Genomic DNA, 19,848 nt, shown 5'->3' on the forward strand with positions numbered 1-19,848 from the left:
GATCGCGCCAGTCACCAATAAATCAATAATCAGATTGCCACAGAAAGCCCTGCCGGCTTTGCGGGAAGTAGTCGGGATCGCCTCTTTTGATGCTGGTAAAGATCGGCTCGGCCCCTGCCTCACTACTCTTTTCAAAAAACAAGGGGTCGAGCTTAAAGATATCCGTCTCGATAGAGCCGCCATGATAAGACTAATGGGAATGCTACCCCCGCTCGAAACAAGAGCGGACAATGAAGCCATCGAACAAATTTTCTCCGGCCTTGAGTTGTCGGCTTTCCTGACCCAGGATCAGACGCTATATATTTTAGGCAACAAAGGGAATATTAAACTGATGGCCGCTGGGAGTGCCGAGACTGTTTCAATCACCACGCAACCACCTCAAATAGAACTCCCCGAGATGGTCGCTGTTTCGGATAAGCTTAGAATTATGGAGGGAGAAGTTACAGTTGGTTTATTCAAGCAGGTTATGCAAGGATACGAATTTAAAGAGTTTTACAACAAAGCTTATGCCGATAGTTTTAAGGATGCTCTTGCTTCGATAGAGGGGAATGTTTTAAGTGTTGCAAGTTTATTTGATGCTAGAGAATTTGCGAAACGGTTAAGCGAGCAAACCGGTAGAAAATTCAGAGTCATGACTACGCCGGAATGGAATCGCGCCTGCGGAAGATGCCATAGAATATTTGAAAATCGCTTATATTCAAATTGGACCGATACAGAAGTTAGCAGAGGGGTCTACCTTATCGCAGAGAAATACGATGGGGGCCGGTTAGACCGGGACCCGAGAGTAGCCAGTCCCGAAGCTCGTTTCATTAACTGTTCGATTATTCTGGTCGAGGATATCTCAATGGACATGGAAAAGGGCGCAGAGCGCTTAAAAGAGGCGGCCAGATTTACTCGTCCTTCCAATAAAAGGTAGATAATAAAATAGCATTGAATATGGTAACAGCGATAACCAATAAATCAATAATCAGATTACCTCAAAAGCCCCTGCCGGCTTTGCGGGAAGTGAGCGAGATCACTTCTTCCCCTGTCGGTAAAGACCGGCTCGGCCCCTGCCTCACCGCTCTTTTCAAAAAACAAGGGATCGAGCCGAAAGATATCCGTCTCGATAGAGCCGCCATGATAAGACTAATGGGAATGTTACCCCCGCTCGAAACAAGAGCGGACAATGAAACCATCGAACAAATTTTCTCCAGTCTCGAGCTGTCGGTTTTCCTGACCCAGGATCAGACGCTTTATATTTTAGGCGACAAAGGGAACCTGGAATTATTAAAAGAGGATAAAAAAGAAAGCCAAAAACCAAGCCCAGGACCAATTTCTACGGCGAACGTTTCCACCGAACCGCAAGAAAGTCGTTCCGATGAATACAGCGAATTTGATCCTCCGCCCTGGTCATCTATCTGGGAAGATCCGGCGGACGTTGCCACTTACAGACGCGAACAATTTGAAAAAAAGAATAAAGGTGGTTGGTGATAAGTTTTAATCGAGAGGGACAAACATGATAGAAAGAGTTTTGGGTGGTTTGCGAACTGCAACCATACCCAAGGCAACAAAGCCTAAAAGTCTGATCAAAGTAAGAGACGGCATCCTGACACCTTTATTGGGAAGCACACAATATTCCGATGAAGCGCGAACTATCAGTTCAGAACTGAATTCGCGGCTGGTAAAAATGACGGCAGCCGGCCCGGGGGAAATGGACCCCGAAGAAACATTAAATAGAGCCAACCAGGTTTTCCAAAGATTGCTGCAAAAGGGATTGGGCCCATTGGGTGATTTATTGACACTCCTTGGCCATGATTGTCGGCGCCTATTTCAAACCTTTGATGCGGAGTATCAAGTTGTAACCCTACCAGACCTTGTCTTTGTTCACTTAGTCAGCGCCATCGGACAACCGGATGCCTTTGGCTTTAATATGGGAGGGGTGCCAGTCGTTGCCGATTCATTACTGACCAGGGCGCGGGAAAACGACAAAGAAGCACAATTAGTTATCCAGCATGAAAGGCGTCATTTCGATTTCCGGTCCATTCATCAGGAATTGATGCTCGGCGAGATCAGACTCGTTGGTGAGCTGTACGCCGATTATGCCGCTTATCTTGATGTCTATGGCCTCGATAGCTTCAAGGCAAATACTTTTGGGCAGGGGACAGGATACGATAATACCATTTTAAGGCGTTTATTACATGGATGTGATTATACGCAAGATTTTTCTGGGCCGGTCGATGCCAGCCAAAAAGCCGCTCTTTCTGTCCGCGCGGCAACCGCTAATACCCTTCTGGTCAAGTTAATTGCCGGGGATCCTGTTCTATGTTTGGATTATTTAAAGACACTGTCTTCATTTGATCAAGTAATTTGTATGGTGCAGCAAGAAGACGCGATCATCAACATAGTTAAATATTTTATCTCATTTTTTGCCTCTTCAGGATTAAGTTGTTCACCATCTCAAATCAGCCTGGAAAAACACCCTCAACTTCAAGCACAATTTACTATATTTGCCCAGGCATTCTTTAAAGAATGCCAAGGAACATAGCACACATGGTAACTGCCGTAAGCGATCGACCAATAATTCGATTGCCTCAAAGAGCCTTGCCGACTTTGCGGAATGTGGTCGAGATCGCCTCGTTCACCATCGGTAAAGACCGGCTCGGCCCCTGCCTCACCGCTCTTTTCAAAAAACAAGGGATCGAACTTAAAGATATCCTTCTCGATAAAGCCGCCATGATAAGACTAATGGGAATGCAACCCCCGCTCGAAACAAGAGCGGCCAATGAAACCATCGAACAAATTTTCTCCAGTCTCGAGCTGTCGGTTTTTCTGGCCCAAGATCAGACGCTTTATATTTTAGGCGACAAAGGGAATATTAATCTGCTGGCCGCGGGGATTGCCACCCCCACTCCAACTACCACCGCAAGCCGGCCTAAAATAGAACCCCCAAAAAAGATTAAAGAAGAAAACAAAGCCGGAGCCTCTGAACCTGGGCCCGGGCCAAAAACAGACAATTTAATTTCCCCTTACTCTCCCGCGGGTATCCAGGCCTTCGTTAAAGAAGCGCTTAAAAACAGAAGAATGTCTACGGGGGCAATATTTAAACGAGTTTGTGAAATGGGGAGAGGCATTCTTATCGGCGACTTACTTGCGACAGGGCGTTTTTACTCAAAAATCATCGGTGAGGTGGCAGATAGTCGTACCAAACCAATAGTAACAATGATTTCTTTGTTTGAAAAGACAATAGCCAAAGGAATAATCGAAGAAAGACTTGCAACAGAAAGACTTGCAGCATTAATCGGATATATAATTGGCGACGCAAGCGGGGACATAACAACGCGTTTGGAGCATTTTAACGATGTAACAAGATCGTGGTCGGCTAGACATATAGGGATAGCCTTAAGTGCGGCTTTGGCCGGTCAATTATGGCATCAGGATCAAGCAATCGAACACGCGGTTCTCAATGGAAGAAATCGCAATGAGATAAATGAAGGCATGAGATTATATTATTCTTTAAAATGAGGACAAATTACGATCACTCTAAATGCCGATGTAATGAACGGCCTTTATACCAGGTCGGAACGTCAACAGAGGTTGATTAAACATGGTTCTTTTATCAAATCAAATAATCGATAGCATCAGAAGCCAGACAATCCCGTCCGCGTCAAAGCCCAAAACGCTCATCAACGTCAGGGACAGATTATTGGCCCCTCTGGCCCCGGGCAATAAGGCAGCCGAAGAAGTTAGCCGGCAATTGAACGACCGTCTTAAAAAGATGCTCTTGTTATCGGAACCCGGCAATCAGGCCGCCTCGGGAGAAGAACTGTTACAAAAAGCCAACCAAACGTTTTTGGACCATACTAAAAAGAGTTCACTGTTCAAAGAAGCAGCGGAGACATTATCCGTATTAGGCCATGATCCCCGCCGGCTGTTTCAAAATTATGATCCCGATTTCGGGATCATCTCGCTACCCGATCTGCCCTTTCTGCTGATCGCGCAGGTAATCGCCGGCAGTTCCTCCGTGCAGGCGTTTACAATGTCGGGAATTCCTATTGTTCCGGATTCAGCCCTCTCAAAGGCGAAAGCCGGGGATAAAGAGGCGCTCCTGGCGATCAGGCATGAACGGGCCCATTTTTCTTATCGCGCGATCCATAAAGAGCCACTGACCCTCGAAACGAGGCTGATCACCGAATTGCACGCTTATTACGCCAGCTATATTGATGTTTATGGGATCGACAGTTTAAGGCAGAATGTCTTCGGTGCGGGAGAAATGTATGACGCCCTTGTTTTAAGCCGTCTCGAGAACGAATGCGAACATCAGCACGATCTTTTGCCGGCGGACACCGCTCAAGGCCAAGCCATGATCGATTCCCTCATGCTCCGCGCGGCGGCGGCCAACGCGCTCATAGCGCGCTTATTGGCCGTCAGCGAGCCGCAATCGGTTTTAGCTTATTTAATAACCTTAACTTCACTGGAGCGGGCGATTGCCATGGAACCGCGCCGGGTCGTCGTAAATAAAACCATAGAATTTTACGACCGCCATTTTTCCGACATTGTGCCGGATTGGAGCCGGCCGGAATTGCCGCTTGAACATTACGATGAAGATCAATTTCAATACGCTCTTTTCGCGGGGACAAAACCCGGACCAGAGGAAAATAGTCAAAGGGAAAAAGTTTAATGGTCACACCAGTAGCTTTAATACCAATAATTCGATTGCCTCAAAGACCCCTGCCGGCTTTGCGGGGAGTGGTCGAAATTGGCTCCTTTGCCATCGGCAAAGACCGGCTTGGCCCTTGCCTCACCACCCTTTTCAAAGAGCAAGGGGTTTGGCTTAAAAACATCCATCTCGATAATATCGCTAAGATCAGGTTCTTGGGCATGCACCCCTCGCTGGAAGAGCGAGCGGTGGGCAACGCAACTGGCGAGAGTATTTTCTCCCATCTGGAGCTGTCAGGGTTCCTAACGCAGGATTGGAAACAGCTATATATTTTAGGCGACAAAGGGAATATTGATCTGTTAAAAGAAGTAGCGGCCCCCACCCCCCGGCCGCGCACTTTTGATAGGTTTGATATAGCTGTACGAGATATGCAAGGACAAATGAGAGGTCAGCGTATCCCCGAAAGTCAGCTTATCCCCGAAGCTCCCACCGCAGTTACCGAACCGGTTCTCAAAGAAAAGTTATTAGCCGGACCTTACACCGTTGAAATATTGGACTCCCACCCGTCTAATTTCACTCTTCGTATTAATAATGTTCAAGCTTGGTTTGAACCCGGCCCATTAAGCAACGCCGGCCCTTCACCCGGAGCTTCTTCAGACGAAATTTCTTTAACGGCCAAACTGGCCACCAATGATATAGTATATTTTTCAGACGTTGAACGCGGGGCTGCTCTGGGGCGTGAACTTAAAAATATAATTTCCTTCAGCTGGGAGGATACGCGCGATCTGTCCAGGGGCGGCTGGTCGATCAGCTGGTACGTTAAAGATTTGAACTTACGCCAGATCGTTGAAGCACTGCCTCTGGAATTCGAACCGATTCGTCTCGAATTATTAAAACGAATGGACGGAAACGAACGACCGGCAGAACAATCGCCCCAAGACCAGGACGCACTGGCAATTGAAATAAACGAGATGGTAAGAAAAGCGGTTTGGGAAGATGGTCTTCGCCCCATCGAAATCGCCGGAAAGATCCGCGAGAATGAGGCGAATATTTATCCCAATGATCTCAACAAAAAAGCAATTTTTTTGGCCGGGCTGATCACGATGATAAATGACGTCTCCTATTCGGACGGCTCTATAGTAACTTTCGACCAGTTGATCAGAGCAATTGTAGACAATATAGACACCCCCCAAAACGCGGCCTTGATAGGCAAGATAATAGGTCGGCTGGCGATTAGCGAAGATGACAAATTTGCCCATTTATTAAAGGTTATGGACGTAATATCTTATAGAAACAAAGGAATCGCCATGGGTGCCGCGGGGCTGGATAAGCCCCGTTATATAGCGCAGTCGATTACCAATGATATGACTGAAAAACATATCGATGCATTAATGGATGGGATGGAGTCGTTTTCAATCGGTGATAAAGATAAATAATTAGAACATGATCACACCAGTAAACAATAAATCAATAATTCGCTTACCTCAAAGGCCCCTGCCGGCTTTGCGGGAAGTGAGCAAGATCACTTCTTCCCCTGTCGGTAAAGACCGGCTCGGCCCCTGCCTCACCGCTCTTTTCCAAAAACAAGGGATCGAACTGAAAGATATCCGTCTCGATAAACCTGCCGGGGTAAGACTAATGGGAATGCTCCCCCCGCTCGAAACAAGAGCAAACAATGAAACCATCGAACAAATTTTCTCCGGCCTCGAGCTGTCGGCTTTCCTGGCCCAGGATCAGACGCTTTATATTTTAGGCGACAAAGAAAACATCAGCCTGATGGGCACAGGGGTGTCCGCGCCTGCCGCAAGCCGATCACAAATCGAACTTCCCGAAATGATTGATATGGGGAATTATAGAATTATGAAGGCAGAGGTTACGGTCGGATTATTCAAGCAGGTGATGCAGGATTATAAAATCGAAGGACACAATGCCGATAAGCTGAAGGATTTCCTCTCCGACCCAGCCAATGAGGAAAAAACAGTCACTTATGTAAGTTTAATAGATGCCGAAGAATTAGCTAAACGGTTAAGCGAGCTGACCGGCAGAAAGTTTCGGGTTCAAACCGAAGCGGAATGGTTACAGGCTAAAGATCAATTGACGGGAAATAATGCTACCTGGACTAAAACGGAAGGCCGAGATAGTGGCGGCAGCAGCCGAGATAGCAGCGGCAGCATTTATGTTCTCCGTCGCTTGGGCCGTGCCTTCAGCGGCAGAGAATTCCCTGATGTTCGCGACCGCGTCTTCGCCATTCGTCTTGTCGAGGATCTCCCAACCGAAGCGGAGGCGGCAAAACCTTACCCTATTCGATCTTCGTTTGGAAACAGAATAGATATAGAACGGGAAGAAGCAAGGGCAAAAATAACATATAATCATTTTCTCTCTTTCCTTTTTAGATATCCCAAAAAAATCGCGGATGAGATTATACCGCAAATTGAAATACCGGGAGCCACACTTGAAAAACCCGCTCCCCAGCCGGCTCCGTCAAGTTTTCGCCCGAATTCAGGTCCGGACTTCTGGGCGCAATACTTCGGCCCTTCTTTATGGGAACGATCTTATTCAGGAAATTCTGATGCTATATTGGGCGTTCAAGCGCCTACAAAAGAAGTAGCCGCTCCCCAGCCGCCGCTTTCAGCCGAAGAATTCCGGGCCAGAAATATCGGCCCGACTTTGTGGGGAAGATCTTATTCGGAGGAGTATGAGGCTAGATTGGCTGGTCAGGCGCCGACGGTAGTAAAGACTGAAGAAAATGGTCAGCTTTCTCAAGAAGAAAGGGAGCGGCGGATCGCCCGGCTGGAAGATATGGGGGTGAAACTTTATCATGCCTATACAACCCAAGAAGAACGTGAATTTGATCCGGATCCTGGTATGCGCATGTACGATACAAGTTCATTAACAAAAACAATAGACATTCCCCACCGCGACGATTACCCCGACTGGCTCAAAAACGCTCTGATCGCCAATTACGAAAAAATAAAATTTGTCTTTGAACAGTACGGCAGAGAAAGGTTGGCCGGAATGTTTGAATCTATCGGCAATCCGGAAGTTCAAATCCTCCTTAAAACAGAGTCCGCGGAAAGGACGCGACTTAAGGTTTCTTCTTTTATCGAGCTTATGGATTACATGGGAAAAAGCCGTTATTACCTCAATTTCGGCGCCTGGGTCTGGCGTAATCGCGAAGAGATCAAAAATGAAGGACTCGGAAAACTGCTTTTTGTGGTCACCAACGTCTCGCCGGAAGAGATAGACAGGATGCTGAATATTACTTAACTGCCTGCTGCCGCTAGGCCTTCAGACTCAAAGTTATTTCGTGCTATAATTCAGTTATTCATGACCAAATCTGATGTTATCCTCGTAGCCAATAGCCCCGGCGAGCTTTCCGCCCTGGTCAAACCGGTCGCGGCCGAACTTAGCCGCGATAAGAACAAGCACGTTATCCTGGTCCTGACCCCTTGCCAGTACACCAGCGGCCGCGAACTGGAGTTCGTCAAAGGATTAAAAGGGATCGACCGGGTGGTGACTGCCGCTGAATATAAGAATTGGGCCTTGCTGAACAAAAAGCCGGTCCAGCTGGAGCTGGCCGGGAAAGGGGTCGTCCTCTACCTCGGCGGTGACCTCGCCCACGCCATGGTCGTCGCTAAAAAGACCAAATATCCGGCCTACGCTTACCTCGGCGAGCATCTCGGCTGGAAGAACTTCTACCGGAAGTTTTTCGTCCCGGACCAGGGAGCCTACGACAAGTTCAAGCCCAAAGCCAAAAAGGGACAGCTCCGATTGGTCGGCAACCTGATGGTTGACTCGGTCACCGACCTCCCCAAGTGGCAGCCGGCCCGGGATGTCATCACCTTCATGCCGGGGAGCCGCCAATGGGAGATCGATTACATGACCCCGCTCTACCGCGAGATCATGCCGCTGATCAAGCGGCACTACCCGGGAGCCAGGTTCCAGCTGGTCAGTTCGCCGTTCGTCAAAGCCCATCCCATACCCGGAGCGAAGCTCGTTAACTATGAAGATATCGGCAATTCGGAGTTGGTCATCACCATTCCTGGAACGAATACCGCCCTCCTGGCTGCCCGCGGTTTGCCGATGATCGTTCTCTTCCCCCTCAACAACCCGGAAGCGATCCCGCTCGAAGGGCTGGCTGACCTTCTCGGCAAACTGCCGGTTATGGGGCGAGCCTTTAAAAAGTGGCTGGCCAGGACGGTCGACCGCCGGACCAAGTTCTTCGCCCTGCCGAACCAGAAAGCCGGCCGGGAGATCGTCCCCGAGATCCGCGGGCTGGTCGAGCCGCTCGGCGTGGCGCTGTCCGCCGTCTCGCTCTTGAAAGATCACGGCCGCCGGGCTAAGATGTCCCGTGAGTTAGTCTCTTCGCTCGGCCCCGCCGGCGCCGCCAAACGGATCGTGGAGGAAATTTGTGCGGGAATTTAAACGTCTTAGCCAATTCCTGAAACCTTACCGGACGGTCATCCTCGCCGCCTGGTGCTGCACCGTGATCGTCACCCTGGCCACCCTGCTGATCGCCCCGCTCGCCGGCAACGCTTTCAAGGCGATCGGCGATAAGGATATCAACCTGCTCAACCTGACCGCCCTCGGCATCATCTTGCTCTATCTCCTCAAGGGGATCTTCACTTACGGCCAGGAATACCTCTCCTACCGGGTCGCCAACCGGGTGATCGTCGATCTCCGGGTCAAGCTCTACGAACATATGCAAACCCTCTCCCTTGATTTCTACGGCCAGTGGCACACCGGAGAACTGACCTCCCGGATGATGAACGACATCGCCCTCCTCCAGACCACGATCCTGACCAGTTTCACGGCGATCATCCCGCAAACGATCCTACTGATCGGCCTCCTCGGTTATATTTTCTGGCTGAACTGGCGGCTCTCCCTGCTGACCTTGATCTCCCTGCCGCTGATCGTCAAAGTGATCCAGATGTTCGCCGGGGAACTCCGTTCGATCAGCGAACGGGCCCAGCAGAAAACCGCCGACATCACCGCCCACGTCCAGGAGACGGTCTCCCAGATCAGGGTCGTCAAATCTTTCACCATGGAAAAAGCGGAGAGTGCCAAGTTCCGCCAGGAGAACAATAAAGGGTTCGATATCGCCATGCGAGCGGTGCAGATCCTCTCTACCCAGAGCCCGGTCGTCGCCCTCCTGCAGGCGACTGCCACCGTCGGGATCGTCTGGTACGGCGGGCTGGAAATTATCAACGGACACCTCACCCTGCCGCAGCTCATCTCTTTTGCCACCGCTCTCGGCATCATGACCGACCCCGGGAACACCTTGAGCAAAGCTTTTAGCCAGATCCAGCAGGGAATGGCCTCGGTCAAACGGATCTTTGAGATTATTGATACCAAGCCGACCGTGGCCGACTCGGCCCAGGCCCGGGCCCTCCCCAAGTCAGCCGGTCTGGTCGATTTCCGGACGGTCTCCTTCGCTTACGACCAGGAACCGGTCTTAAAAGATATTAACCTGACGGTCGCGGCGGGAGAATCGCTCGCCCTGGTCGGACGGACCGGTTCCGGTAAAAGCACCCTGGTCAACCTCCTCCCCCGGTTCTATGACCCGACGGCCGGCCAGATCCAAGTCGACGGCCACGACCTGCGCGACGTTACCCTCGACTCGCTCCGCCGCCAGATCGCCGTGGTCCCGCAGGAGATCGCCCTGTTTGGCGGAACGATCATGGACAACATTAAATACGGCCAACCGGAGGCGACGGAAGAGGAAGTGATCGCCGCGGCCCGGCAGGCCAATGCCCACCACTTCATCTCCGAACTGCCGAACGGTTATAAAACAGAAGTCGGCGAACGGGGGGCCAAACTCTCCGGCGGGGAGAGACAGAGGATCGCCATCGCCCGGGCGATCCTCCGCGACCCGCGAATACTCATCCTCGACGAAGCGACCTCGGCACTCGATGCCGAGACCGAACTGCTGATCCGTGAGGCGCTGGACAAGCTGATGAAGGGACGGACCACCTTTATCATCGCCCATCGCCTCTATACCGTGGAAAAAGCCGACCGGGTCGTCGTCCTGGACGGCGGCCGGATCGTGGAGATCGGCCCGCACCGGCAATTAATGGCGCTCGGCGGATTATACCAGCGGCTCTATGAACTTCAATTTCAAAAAACGGGATGATAGCAGCACTTAAAATATTGCGCTTCCTGTTCAGCTTCGTCTTTAAGCTGCCAACTTCGGCCGCCCTCTATTTGACCCATCTGGCCGGCGAGCTAACGTTTTGGATCGCCCGTTTTACCCCACTGCGTGGGACAACGGCCAAGAATATAAAGCGTGTCTTCCCCAAACTTGACGGGGAACAACTCGCCGACCGGCTCTTGCGCAATGTCGGCCTGGCTATTTTCGAACTCCTCTCCGTCCCGTTCTTCGGAACAGTTCATTTCGAACGTCTTTGCCGGATCGAGGGCCGCGCCAATCTCGATCTGGCGCTGGCCAAGCGCCAGGGGGTACTCTTCCTCCTGATGCATACCGGAAATTACGAGCTGACCCCGCCCCTCCTCTCTTCTCTCGGTTACCGGTTCAACTCTGTCCTGAAGGCGACCGACGATCCCCTCTTTGCCCTGCTCAACCAGAGCCGCGGCTACAAGGGGGGGAAGTTGATCAATGTCCTGGAAGTCGACATGTACCGTGAATCGATGAAGGCGCTGGGGAGGAATGAGATCGTGGCGCTGTTGATCGATACCGGCGCGTTGGAGGGGAGGAACGAAATGATCACTTTCCTCGGCCGGCCGGTCCCAGTAGCAACCGGCTGGCTGACGCTAGCCGAGCGCTCCGGAGCGGCCGTTCTGCCGGCTTACTCAAAGCGTGAAGGGGATAAAATCGTCCTCCATATCGGCGAACCGCTCCACATCTATCGCGACAACCGCGACGAGGTCAAGCGCCAGGTTGGCCAATTCTACGAAGCCTTTATCCAGGCCCACCCCGAACAGTGGGCGATCTTCCTCAACACGCACGAGGTCAACCGGATGCTGGAGGGGAAATGAAGATCAACCGGCTGCCAACGCACCAAACACCCCTAACCCCTCACTCCCCTTCCCCCTTAATAAGGGGGAAGGGGACGGGGGATAGGGGTAAAGCCGTGCTCACCCTCCTCGCTCTATCCGCCGTACTTTATTTTCTTAAACTGGGTTCTTTCTCGCTTTATGACGCCGCGGAGACGACCTATGGCGAATTTGTCAAGAATATGGTCCAGATGGGCAACTGGCTAACGCTCCATTACAACGCCCAGGTCATCTTCGACAAGCCGCCACTCTATTACTGGGCCGTGGCATTGATCTCCTGGCTGATCGGCTTTAACGAATGGGCGATGCGTCTCCCCGCCGCCCTGGCCGGGGTGCTGACCGTGCTCACGACATATCTTCTCGGCAAAAAATTCTACAACGAACGGGTCGGCCTCCTGGCCGGGCTGATCGTCATGACCGCTTTCCAGTTCCTGGTCCAATCACGGATCGCCGAGCTCGATATCGTCCTCACCTTGTTCTTGTCCTTGTCCTTACTTTGGTTCTATTCCGGTTATACGACCAATGATCGCCGTTATTACCTGGCCATGTACCTGCCGATGGCTTTGGCTATTCTCATCAAGGGGTTGATCGGCATCGCCCTCCCCGGCTGCGCAATCTTTCTGTTCCTCCTCTTCAAGCGGGAAACGAAAAAGATCCTGGAGCTCCGCTTAATTCCCGGCCTGCTGATCGTCCTCGCCATCGGCCTCCCCTGGTACGCCGCGGAATACTATTTGCATGGCCAGGTCTTTCTCGATTTTGCGCTCGGTTTCCTCTTCCTCGCCCGTTTCGGCAATGTCGTCGCCGGCCACACCGGCCCGCCCTACTATTACTTCATCTCGATCCTGCTCGGTTTCGCCCCCTACTCCCAGTTCCTCCCACTCGCCCTCTGGCGTTCGGCTAAAAATTGGCGGAACGACCCGGAACTATTGGCCCTGGCTTACATCATCCCGACCTTTCTCGTCTTTTCGGTCGCCAAGACCAAGCTCCCCAGTTACCTCCTCCCCCTTTTCCCGTTTTTCGCCATTATGGTCGCGAAGCTCTGGGCTGACTTTATTGATGATTGGAAACCTGAGAAAGAATGGAAACCTGCGAATGAACTTCGCGGTTTCCATTCCGCCATGCTGTTCTCTGTAATTTCGTTATTAGTCGTATCTATCCTGATTGTACTCGGTTTCGTCATAGCCGGCACGAGCAACTACCAAATGGAGTATCAGGCGTTCCTCCCGATCCTGGCTGCTTTAGGGGCGGCCCTCTTTCTCGGCAGTTTCTGCGCCCTCATCTTATTTCTGATCAAACGTTATGAACTTTCTTTCTACTCCCTGCCTGTTATGGCCGCCGTGGTCGCGTTGATCCTGATCTTCTGGGCCTTGCCGCTGGCTGAAGAATATAAAGGGACCAAATATCTCGGTCGCGAGGTAGCAAAAGTCATCCAACCGGACGAAACAATCGCGGCTTACGAGACCGGCAACCGCCCCAGCGTAGTTTTCTATAACGTTAAACCGGTCCAATTCCTCTCCACCGAAGCGGAAGTGAAAGTTTTCCTGGCCCGAAAGAAAGGTTATCTCTTCACAGCCGTAGGTGAACTGAAAAAGATCAAAAAGTATGGCCGGATATTTAAAGAAAAGGGGGAGCTGGCTGTAGTCATTTAACTCCCCTCACCCGCTGACGCAAAGTGTCCCCCCTCTCCCAGAGGGAGAGGGTATTTCGCCTTACACCTTCTCCCTTTGGGAGAAGGTGCGAATCTTTGGCGTATCGGATGAGGGCAGCAACTAGTTTGCCGATGAGGGGAGAGAGCGTGGGATTCAAGGGGATGAAAATGATATAATTACCCCATGAACAAACCGGACCTATCTATAACCATCCCGACCTATAATGAAGCCAAGAATATCGAGCTGATGGTCATCCGGATCACTGAGTCCCTCAAAAGTCACGGGATCAATGGCGAGATCATCGTGGTCGACGACTCTTCTCCCGACGGCACCGCCCAGCTGGCCACTGATCTAGGTAAAAAATTCCCGGTCCGCGTCTATGTCCGGACCAAACGGGCCGGCCCCGGCCCGGCTATCCTCGACGGGATCCGTCTGGCCGACGCCCCTATCGCCTGCGTGATGGACGGCGACTTGAGCCACCCGCCGGAAGCGCTCCCCGAGATGTATAAACTGATCAAGAGCGGTCAAGCGCTACTGGTCATCGGCAGCCGCCACGTCCAGGGCGGCGGCACCTCCAAGTGGATCTGGTACCGCAAATTCTTCTCCTGGGGGGCGCGGATGCTCGGCCGCTTCCTCACCCCGGTGACCGACCTCACCTCCGGGTTTTTCATGTTCGATAAAAAGATATTGGAAGGGATAACGCTCGACCCGATCGGCTGCAAGGTCGGGCTGGAACTGATGGTCAAGGGGAACCACCAGGGGAAAGTGGCCGAATATCCGATCGTCTTCTCCGAGCGGGCGGCCGGCGAGAGCAAGATGGGCTGGCGCGAGACCCGCCAGTATATCGAACACCTCTTCGCCTTAACATTCTACAAGATCGGCCGGATCGCCCGCCCGAAATGATCGGCCTTTCCGTCATCATTGTCTGCCGGAACAACCTGCGCTACCTCCCCGACTGCCTGGCCTCGCTCCACCAGAGTTTCCACCGGCTTAGTTTTGAAGTGATCCTGGTCGATAACAGCTCAACCGACGAGTCGCTCGCTTTCGTCCGCAATAAGTTCCCCGCGGTCAAGGTAATAGCCAACCGGGGCAACTTCGGTTTCTCACGAGCCAACAACCAGGGACTTAAACTCGCCACTGGCCGTTATGTGATGCTCCTCAACGCCGACACGATCACCAAAAACAATGCGATCGAACAGCTGGTCGATTTCCTCGACACTCACCCATCAGCCGGCGCGGCCGCGCCCAAGCTGCTCAATATCGACGGGACCGTCCAGCGCCAGGGAGGGGCCTTCAGCCGCCGCTTCTGGCTGGCCAAGGAACCGGTCCAGGTTGACTTCGCCGTTGGCGCCGCGCTCGTGGTCAGAAAAGAAGTGGTCGACCGGGTCGGCGGGCTCGATGAGAACTTTTTCTTTGCCAATGACGATCTCGACTGGTGCCTCCGCATCAGGCAAGCCGGCTGGCCGATCTATTTTCTTCCCCAGGTCGAGATTATCCACTACGGCGGTTATACGATCAAAAAATTCAATCCGCTCCTGCTGGTCGAAGGTTGGCGCGGCGGGCTCTACTTTGCCCGCAAGCATTATGGTTGGCTGGCTTACCAGCTCTATCGCTGGTTATTGGTCCTGGCTATGCTGCTGGCCATTCCCTGCTTTGTTTTGTTCGACCGGCCAAGGTCGGCCGCATTCCGGGACATCCTCTTCCTGACGCTTAAGGGAGAGATCAAGGCTAAATATGAAGAAAATACTGTTTCTCACTAACGGCCACGGCGAAGATCTCGTCGCCGCGGAGTTGATCCGGCGGCTTAAAGGAAAAGCAGGCCTGACGGCCCTCCCCTTGGTCGGCACCGGCAGCGCTTTCGCCGGACTCCCGGTCGAGGTGATCGGCCGGCGCCAGGCTCTCCCCAGCGGCGGATTTTCCCTGCGCAACTTCTGGTTCCTCCTGCGTGATCTCTCGTCCGGCCTATTGGGAGCAACTCACGGCAACTTGCGCCTGCTGAAAAGCTTACGCGGGCAATTCGACCTGGTCGTCGCCATCGGCGACATTGTTCCGATCATCGCCGCCCTGGCCGTGCGCGCTCCGCTCATCTTTGTCGGCGTCAATAAATCAGACTATTACCGCTGGTTCGGTTACACCTATACTCCCTGGGAAAAATGGCTGTTAAAGAAATACGCTAAACGGATCTTCGTTCGCGACCAGTTGACCGCCGACAACCTGAACAAACAAGGGCTCAAGGCGGAGTATCTCGGGAACCCACTGATGGACTGTATTGCTCTACCCCTAACCCCTCACTCCCCTTCCCCCTTAATAAGGGGGAAGGGGACGGGGGATAGGGGTGAAGCTATCACCACAACCATCGCCCTCTTGCCCGGTACCCGCGCTGATGCCAAGTTGAACCTGGAAGATTTTGAGGCGGTCATAGCTGAATTGATCACCTTGAAAGACCCGGACACGATGTTCCATTTTACGATCGCGACCAAACTGCCCGATGTCCCGGGATATATGGAGAAACAGGAATTCTCCCAACTCCTCGCCTCCGCCGACCTGGTCCTCGGTCTCTCCGGTACCGGCAATGAGCAAGCGGCCGGTTGCGGACTGCCGGTCGTCTCGTTCTATGGCCGTGGTTCGCAGTACGACCGGAAATTTGCCACGGCCCAGAAGCAGCTCCTTGGCGAAGCCCTCTGCCTGGTCAAGAGCCGGGACCCCCGCTATATTGCCGCCGCCATCTGGCAACTCCTGAACAACCCGCCCTGTCTGGAGCAAATGGGCCGGACCGGCCGGGAACGGCTGGGCGAGCCCGGGGCGCTCGGCCGGATCAGCGCCCAACTTGGGTTAGAATTAGCCCATGGGTAAACTCGACCTGCGCGGCCGCCATCTGGTCATTATCGTCACCTATGTCAACCAGTCGGTGACCGCTAATGGCCGCCTTCTTTACAAAGCGCCCCCCAACCTCGAATCGGCCTTCTATCTTTTTTTTGAACGCTTCCTGCCGATCATTGCCGGCCGGGACGATCTCCAGGTAGTGGTAATAGACAATTGTTCGGACCAGAAAATCGTGGAATATCTGAAGAATATCCGCCAACCGAACATCCTCCTCCAGCTGTTGCCCGCCAATATCGGCAAAGCCAGAGCCGCCAATGATTTTCTAGCTGATAATCTTGATCCGCAAGCCCTGCCACGGACCATCTGGTCGATCGACCCCGACATTCTCTTCGACCGGATGAGCTTTGACTATCTAGCCGAGGCGGTCGAGAATTTACCTGGCGTCGGAATGCTTGGCATGCGTTACCGGAAAAATAACTGCAACCCGGAGATATATGTCTTTCTGCCTCCACGGAACTTAGTCGGCCGGAACGGAAAAAACTATAGCGTTAGTTCCCCTTTTATGGCCAATGTCGCCGGGGGGATCTTCGCGGTCAGCGGGGAACACCTTGCTTCGCCGCTCAATTTCCGTCTGTTCCCAATGAAGGAATATCTATGTTATGGGCCGGATGATTCCACCCTCTATCTGTATTTGAAAAAACACGGTCTAACTAGCGGCTACCTAAATGGGGCCCTAGCCACCCACCTTCAATCCGACGTCAAGGTCGCCCCCGAACTGGCCAAATATATGCTAGGTAAAAAGCCCAACTAAGGTATAATTGATCTATGGCAGAAACACTCGGCAGTATAATTGATAAGCTCATTATCAAAAGGATCCGTCTGCACCATCTGGAGCAGATGACCCGGTCGCGGAAGGTCGAGAAAGCTATCCACTTGATTAACGAACAGATCGGCAATTATACGGCTGAAGTTGAGACTTTCTTGAAACAGGCCGTGCGGGGCCAAGTCGTTATCAAGGAGCCGAAGGTCAAGCTTTATAATAATCCCCCATCCAAACTCGACTTGCCTAAGATCAAGGAGCTCGGCTCATTGGTCGACCTCCTGGCTAAAACCAACATCCAGCTCTGGGATTTCGAAGACCAGGTCCGCGTTAAAGGGACCAGTTATAAACGAGTGGCGCGACTTAAAAATAATATCGATCTTAGCAACAAAGAACGCAATGAGGCGATCGACCGCATCGATCAAATACTGGAAGACAAGATAAAAAAGTGCCGGGCTTAGATCTCGCCTCGATCAAAAGAATATTATTGATCCGCCCCGACGCGATCGGCGATATGGTGACCGCCACCCCCGCGATCGCCGCCCTCCGGGAGAAATTCCCGCAAGCCAGGATCACCGTCTGGGGGCGCCGCTACAACCGTCCGGTCATCGCGGGCAACCCGGACATCGACGAGATCATCGAGGACGACCTCTATCCTTTGATCCGCCAGCGCCGGCCGATCGGCCTGGGTCAATATCGGCGCTGGATCGCAACGATCAAGGAACAACAATTCGACCTGGCGATAAATTTCGGCGGGGAGTTCGCCTATGCCCTGATCATTTTTCTCGCCGGCATCCGCTACCGGATCGGCGACAAGGGCCGACTGCTCTACCGCTGGCTTTATAATTATCCGGTGCTCCAGCGCTTCAACAGCTGGGCGATCCACGAGGTGGAGCATCATTTCGAATTACTGGCGCCGCTGGGGATCACGCTCCAGCCCGGGGCCAGATTAAAGGTCATCCCCACCCCGGCCGCCGTACTCGAAGGGCAAAGGCTAATTGCCGCGCACGGCTTAAAGGGCAAACCCCTGATCGCTTTTAACATCGGGACCAGCGGCAGTGATAAACCGTGGGCGATCGAGAGGTTCATTGACTTGATCAATATCGTGGCCGTAAAATATCAGACCAAAGTCATTGTCTTGGGCGGGCCGCAGGAAAAAGCGCTGCTCGAAGCGATCGCCGCCCGGACCGCCGGTCAGGCGATCATCTTGGGCGATCTGTCACTGGAAAACCTGATCGGCTTGCTAAGCCAGATGCAGCTCTATGTCGCTAATAATACCGGACCAGCTCATCTGGCCGCAGCCCTCCAGGTCCCTTCGGTCATTCTTTATACCTCAAAATTCCAGAAACCGGGGCGCTGGGCCCCCTGGGCAAACCGGCATAAAATAATCAAAGCCGTCTCCCGCTGCCCCTATCCCTGCAATCCACCGGCCTGCCCATACGACCTGTGCACCACAGAGATCGGCACGGCCGAAGTGGTCGAGGCGATCGCCGAGCTGCTTGGCGGCCAGGGGGCGCTGACGAAGGCGGACGAAAAAATGGACCGCCTCCGGCTAAGCTTTAATATCCTGATCCTGGGTGAGGGACCCAGAGCCAAGCGAACGATGGCTGTCCTGAAAGAAAATGACTGGCGGTTCTGGCATATTCCGGATGATGAATTAAGAAAAATGTCGCTTAAAGACCTGCTCGCTTTCTATCACTTATATGACATCAATATCATCCAGGCTTTCACTAAAACCTCGCTCAAAGTTAAAGTCTCGGCCATATTAACCAGCCTGACAATGCTTTTTCCGGTACTATCGCTGAAAGATGACGGCCTGGAGTTTAAAGAGATCGGGCCATTGGCTGATTATTATCAGGACAGGTCCAACCGACGAGTGCTATAAACAGTCGAGTCGGGATCAGCCGGACGCTCTAAGCCAGCTCTTTTTTCAGCGCCGCGAACATCTTCTCGGCCGAGAGGCTATTCATGCAGTTATGGTGGAGATCGCAGCTCTTCTTGTAGCAAACCAAACAATCCAGGTCAGGAACAACCTTTGAGCCCAGGCCGTATAGTTCAATTTCTGCCGCCGAGGTCGGGCCAAAGAAGACGACGACCCTTTTTTTCAAGGCCAGGGCGAAATGCATCGCCAAACTGTCGCTGGAGACGACCACCCGGCACCGGTTGATGATCGAAGCAAACTGGCGGAGGGAATGGGCCCCCGCTTCCGGCATCCCGGTCTCCCGGGAGATGGTCTTATTTCTCTCCCGCTCATCTTTCCCGCCAAGGATCAAGGAAGCAAAGCCTAATTCATTCTTCACCCGCTTGACCAATTCTATCGTCTGTTCAACCCCCCAGCTCTTCTGCTGCCAGCGCTTGCCGGCCCCGGTATTTATCCCAACGATCTTTTCTTTTGCCCCGTACCCCATCCCCCGTACCACGTCCCGCCCATATTCGATCTCCTCCGGCGTCAATTGGAAAAGATAGGGGGAGACCTTGATCCCCAGCAGTTCCGCCATATGCTGCTGGTAGGTCTTCGTGTTCTGCTTTTTTATTTTATTAGCCTGGTCCAGACCAAAGCGAGATATGATCGACATGTCAAACCAGGTTGACGGGGTATAGGTGATCTGTCCCCCCTCGTAGTAAGCCCCGACTTTTTGGCTCGACCTTAGATCACTGACCAGCCGGCATGCCTCGATATCGTCTTCCAGGCCGATGACCAGGTTGTAGCTCCCCAGCGGCTCTTTCTCTTCCCAGGTAAATACTTTACGAATAGCCCGGTTATGGAGCAAGATCTCCTGGCCCGAGCGCGAGGTCAGCCAGTCGATCTCGACCGGAGCGTATTTCGCTTGCAGCCCCGGCAAAAGCGAGGTCGTCCGCAAAACATCCCCGATCGCCCCAAGTTTAACTATCAGTATTTTCAT

The 19,848-nt window shown here is 52.7% G+C and carries 18 protein-coding genes; 17 read left to right on the top strand and 1 reads right to left on the bottom strand.

What is annotated here, in order from left to right:
• The first annotated feature begins 58 nt into the window (after positions 1–58).
• The 17 genes from WC903_02950 to WC903_03030 all read left to right on the top strand — a co-directional run bounded on the left by WC903_02950 (position 59) and on the right by WC903_03030 (position 18,830).
• Positions 59–916, top strand: coding sequence for a hypothetical protein (locus WC903_02950; GenBank protein MFA5892904.1), 858 nt, complete (start codon positions 59–61; stop codon positions 914–916).
• A gap of 20 nt (positions 917–936) precedes the next feature.
• A complete protein-coding gene (locus tag WC903_02955) occupies positions 937–1,473 on the top strand; it encodes a hypothetical protein (GenBank protein ID MFA5892905.1) in 537 nt (178 codons plus the stop codon).
• A gap of 25 nt (positions 1,474–1,498) precedes the next feature.
• Positions 1,499–2,527, top strand: a complete 1,029-nt coding sequence (locus tag WC903_02960; GenBank protein ID MFA5892906.1) for a hypothetical protein — start codon at positions 1,499–1,501, stop codon at positions 2,525–2,527.
• Positions 2,528–2,601: 74 nt separating this feature from the next.
• Positions 2,602–3,504: a hypothetical protein gene (locus tag WC903_02965; GenBank protein ID MFA5892907.1), complete on the top strand. Its 903-nt coding sequence runs from the start codon at positions 2,602–2,604 to the stop codon at positions 3,502–3,504.
• 82 nt (positions 3,505–3,586) lie between these two features.
• Entirely contained in the window at positions 3,587–4,660 is a 1,074-nt protein-coding gene (locus tag WC903_02970; protein MFA5892908.1) for a hypothetical protein, read from the top strand.
• A complete protein-coding gene (locus tag WC903_02975; GenBank protein MFA5892909.1) occupies positions 4,660–6,075 on the top strand; it encodes a hypothetical protein in 1,416 nt (471 codons plus the stop codon). Before WC903_02970 ends, WC903_02975 begins: the two co-directional genes overlap by 1 nt.
• Before the next feature lie 340 nt (positions 6,076–6,415).
• A complete protein-coding gene (locus WC903_02980) occupies positions 6,416–7,906 on the top strand; it encodes an SUMF1/EgtB/PvdO family nonheme iron enzyme (protein MFA5892910.1) in 1,491 nt (496 codons plus the stop codon).
• A gap of 60 nt (positions 7,907–7,966) precedes the next feature.
• On the top strand, positions 7,967–9,064 hold the full coding sequence (locus WC903_02985) for a hypothetical protein (GenBank protein MFA5892911.1): 1,098 nt from the start codon (positions 7,967–7,969) through the stop codon (positions 9,062–9,064).
• A complete protein-coding gene (locus WC903_02990; protein MFA5892912.1) occupies positions 9,051–10,772 on the top strand; it encodes an ABC transporter ATP-binding protein in 1,722 nt (573 codons plus the stop codon). The genes WC903_02985 and WC903_02990 overlap by 14 nt, the downstream gene beginning before the upstream one ends.
• The gene (locus tag WC903_02995; protein MFA5892913.1) at positions 10,769–11,635 is read left to right on the top strand and encodes a lysophospholipid acyltransferase family protein; all 867 of its coding nucleotides are present in this window, start codon (positions 10,769–10,771) and stop codon (positions 11,633–11,635) included. The genes WC903_02990 and WC903_02995 overlap by 4 nt, the downstream gene beginning before the upstream one ends.
• Before the next feature lie 95 nt (positions 11,636–11,730).
• A complete protein-coding gene (locus tag WC903_03000) occupies positions 11,731–13,302 on the top strand; it encodes a glycosyltransferase family 39 protein (GenBank protein MFA5892914.1) in 1,572 nt (523 codons plus the stop codon).
• Positions 13,303–13,485: 183 nt separating this feature from the next.
• Positions 13,486–14,205, top strand: coding sequence for a polyprenol monophosphomannose synthase (locus tag WC903_03005; GenBank protein ID MFA5892915.1), 720 nt, complete (start codon positions 13,486–13,488; stop codon positions 14,203–14,205).
• Positions 14,202–15,062 carry a glycosyltransferase family 2 protein gene (locus WC903_03010; protein ID MFA5892916.1) on the top strand — a complete coding sequence of 287 codons (861 nt, stop codon included), beginning with the start codon at positions 14,202–14,204 and terminating at the stop codon, positions 15,060–15,062. The genes WC903_03005 and WC903_03010 overlap by 4 nt, the downstream gene beginning before the upstream one ends.
• Positions 15,037–16,155, top strand: coding sequence for a polysaccharide pyruvyl transferase family protein (locus WC903_03015; GenBank protein ID MFA5892917.1), 1,119 nt, complete (start codon positions 15,037–15,039; stop codon positions 16,153–16,155). The genes WC903_03010 and WC903_03015 overlap by 26 nt, the downstream gene beginning before the upstream one ends.
• Positions 16,148–16,936 (top strand): glycosyltransferase, encoded by a 789-nt coding sequence (locus WC903_03020; protein MFA5892918.1) that lies wholly within the window; start codon positions 16,148–16,150, stop codon positions 16,934–16,936. The genes WC903_03015 and WC903_03020 overlap by 8 nt, the downstream gene beginning before the upstream one ends.
• A 14-nt stretch (positions 16,937–16,950) precedes the next feature.
• The gene (locus tag WC903_03025; GenBank protein ID MFA5892919.1) at positions 16,951–17,406 is read left to right on the top strand and encodes a DUF4254 domain-containing protein; all 456 of its coding nucleotides are present in this window, start codon (positions 16,951–16,953) and stop codon (positions 17,404–17,406) included.
• Complete coding sequence (locus tag WC903_03030) at positions 17,394–18,830, top strand: glycosyltransferase family 9 protein (protein ID MFA5892920.1); 1,437 nt, start codon at positions 17,394–17,396, stop codon at positions 18,828–18,830. The genes WC903_03025 and WC903_03030 overlap by 13 nt, the downstream gene beginning before the upstream one ends.
• A 28-nt stretch (positions 18,831–18,858) precedes the next feature.
• Here WC903_03030 and WC903_03035 read toward each other — a convergent pair whose 3' ends face one another.
• Positions 18,859–19,848 carry a glycosyltransferase family 9 protein gene (locus WC903_03035; GenBank protein MFA5892921.1) on the bottom strand — a complete coding sequence of 330 codons (990 nt, stop codon included), beginning with the start codon at positions 19,846–19,848 and terminating at the stop codon, positions 18,859–18,861.

The organism is Candidatus Margulisiibacteriota bacterium (assembly GCA_041658645.1).
Classification (GTDB): Bacteria; Margulisbacteria; WOR-1; order O2-12-FULL-45-9; family XYB2-FULL-48-7; genus JBAZZV01.

Coding starts and splice junctions, on each gene's coding strand:
- WC903_02975 (MFA5892909.1), top strand. CDS start 4,660: ATGGTCACACCAGTAGCTTTAATACCAATAATTCGATTGCCTCAAAGA.
- WC903_02995 (MFA5892913.1), top strand. CDS start 10,769: ATGATAGCAGCACTTAAAATATTGCGCTTCCTGTTCAGCTTCGTCTTT.
- WC903_02960 (MFA5892906.1), top strand. CDS start 1,499: ATGATAGAAAGAGTTTTGGGTGGTTTGCGAACTGCAACCATACCCAAG.
- WC903_03025 (MFA5892919.1), top strand. CDS start 16,951: ATGGCAGAAACACTCGGCAGTATAATTGATAAGCTCATTATCAAAAGG.
- WC903_03035 (MFA5892921.1), bottom strand. CDS start 19,848: ATGAAAATACTGATAGTTAAACTTGGGGCGATCGGGGATGTTTTGCGG.
- WC903_03010 (MFA5892916.1), top strand. CDS start 14,202: ATGATCGGCCTTTCCGTCATCATTGTCTGCCGGAACAACCTGCGCTAC.
- WC903_02980 (MFA5892910.1), top strand. CDS start 6,416: ATGGGCACAGGGGTGTCCGCGCCTGCCGCAAGCCGATCACAAATCGAA.
- WC903_03005 (MFA5892915.1), top strand. CDS start 13,486: ATGAACAAACCGGACCTATCTATAACCATCCCGACCTATAATGAAGCC.
- WC903_03020 (MFA5892918.1), top strand. CDS start 16,148: ATGGGTAAACTCGACCTGCGCGGCCGCCATCTGGTCATTATCGTCACC.
- WC903_02955 (MFA5892905.1), top strand. CDS start 937: ATGGTAACAGCGATAACCAATAAATCAATAATCAGATTACCTCAAAAG.
- WC903_02970 (MFA5892908.1), top strand. CDS start 3,587: ATGGTTCTTTTATCAAATCAAATAATCGATAGCATCAGAAGCCAGACA.
- WC903_02985 (MFA5892911.1), top strand. CDS start 7,967: ATGACCAAATCTGATGTTATCCTCGTAGCCAATAGCCCCGGCGAGCTT.
- WC903_03015 (MFA5892917.1), top strand. CDS start 15,037: ATGAAGAAAATACTGTTTCTCACTAACGGCCACGGCGAAGATCTCGTC.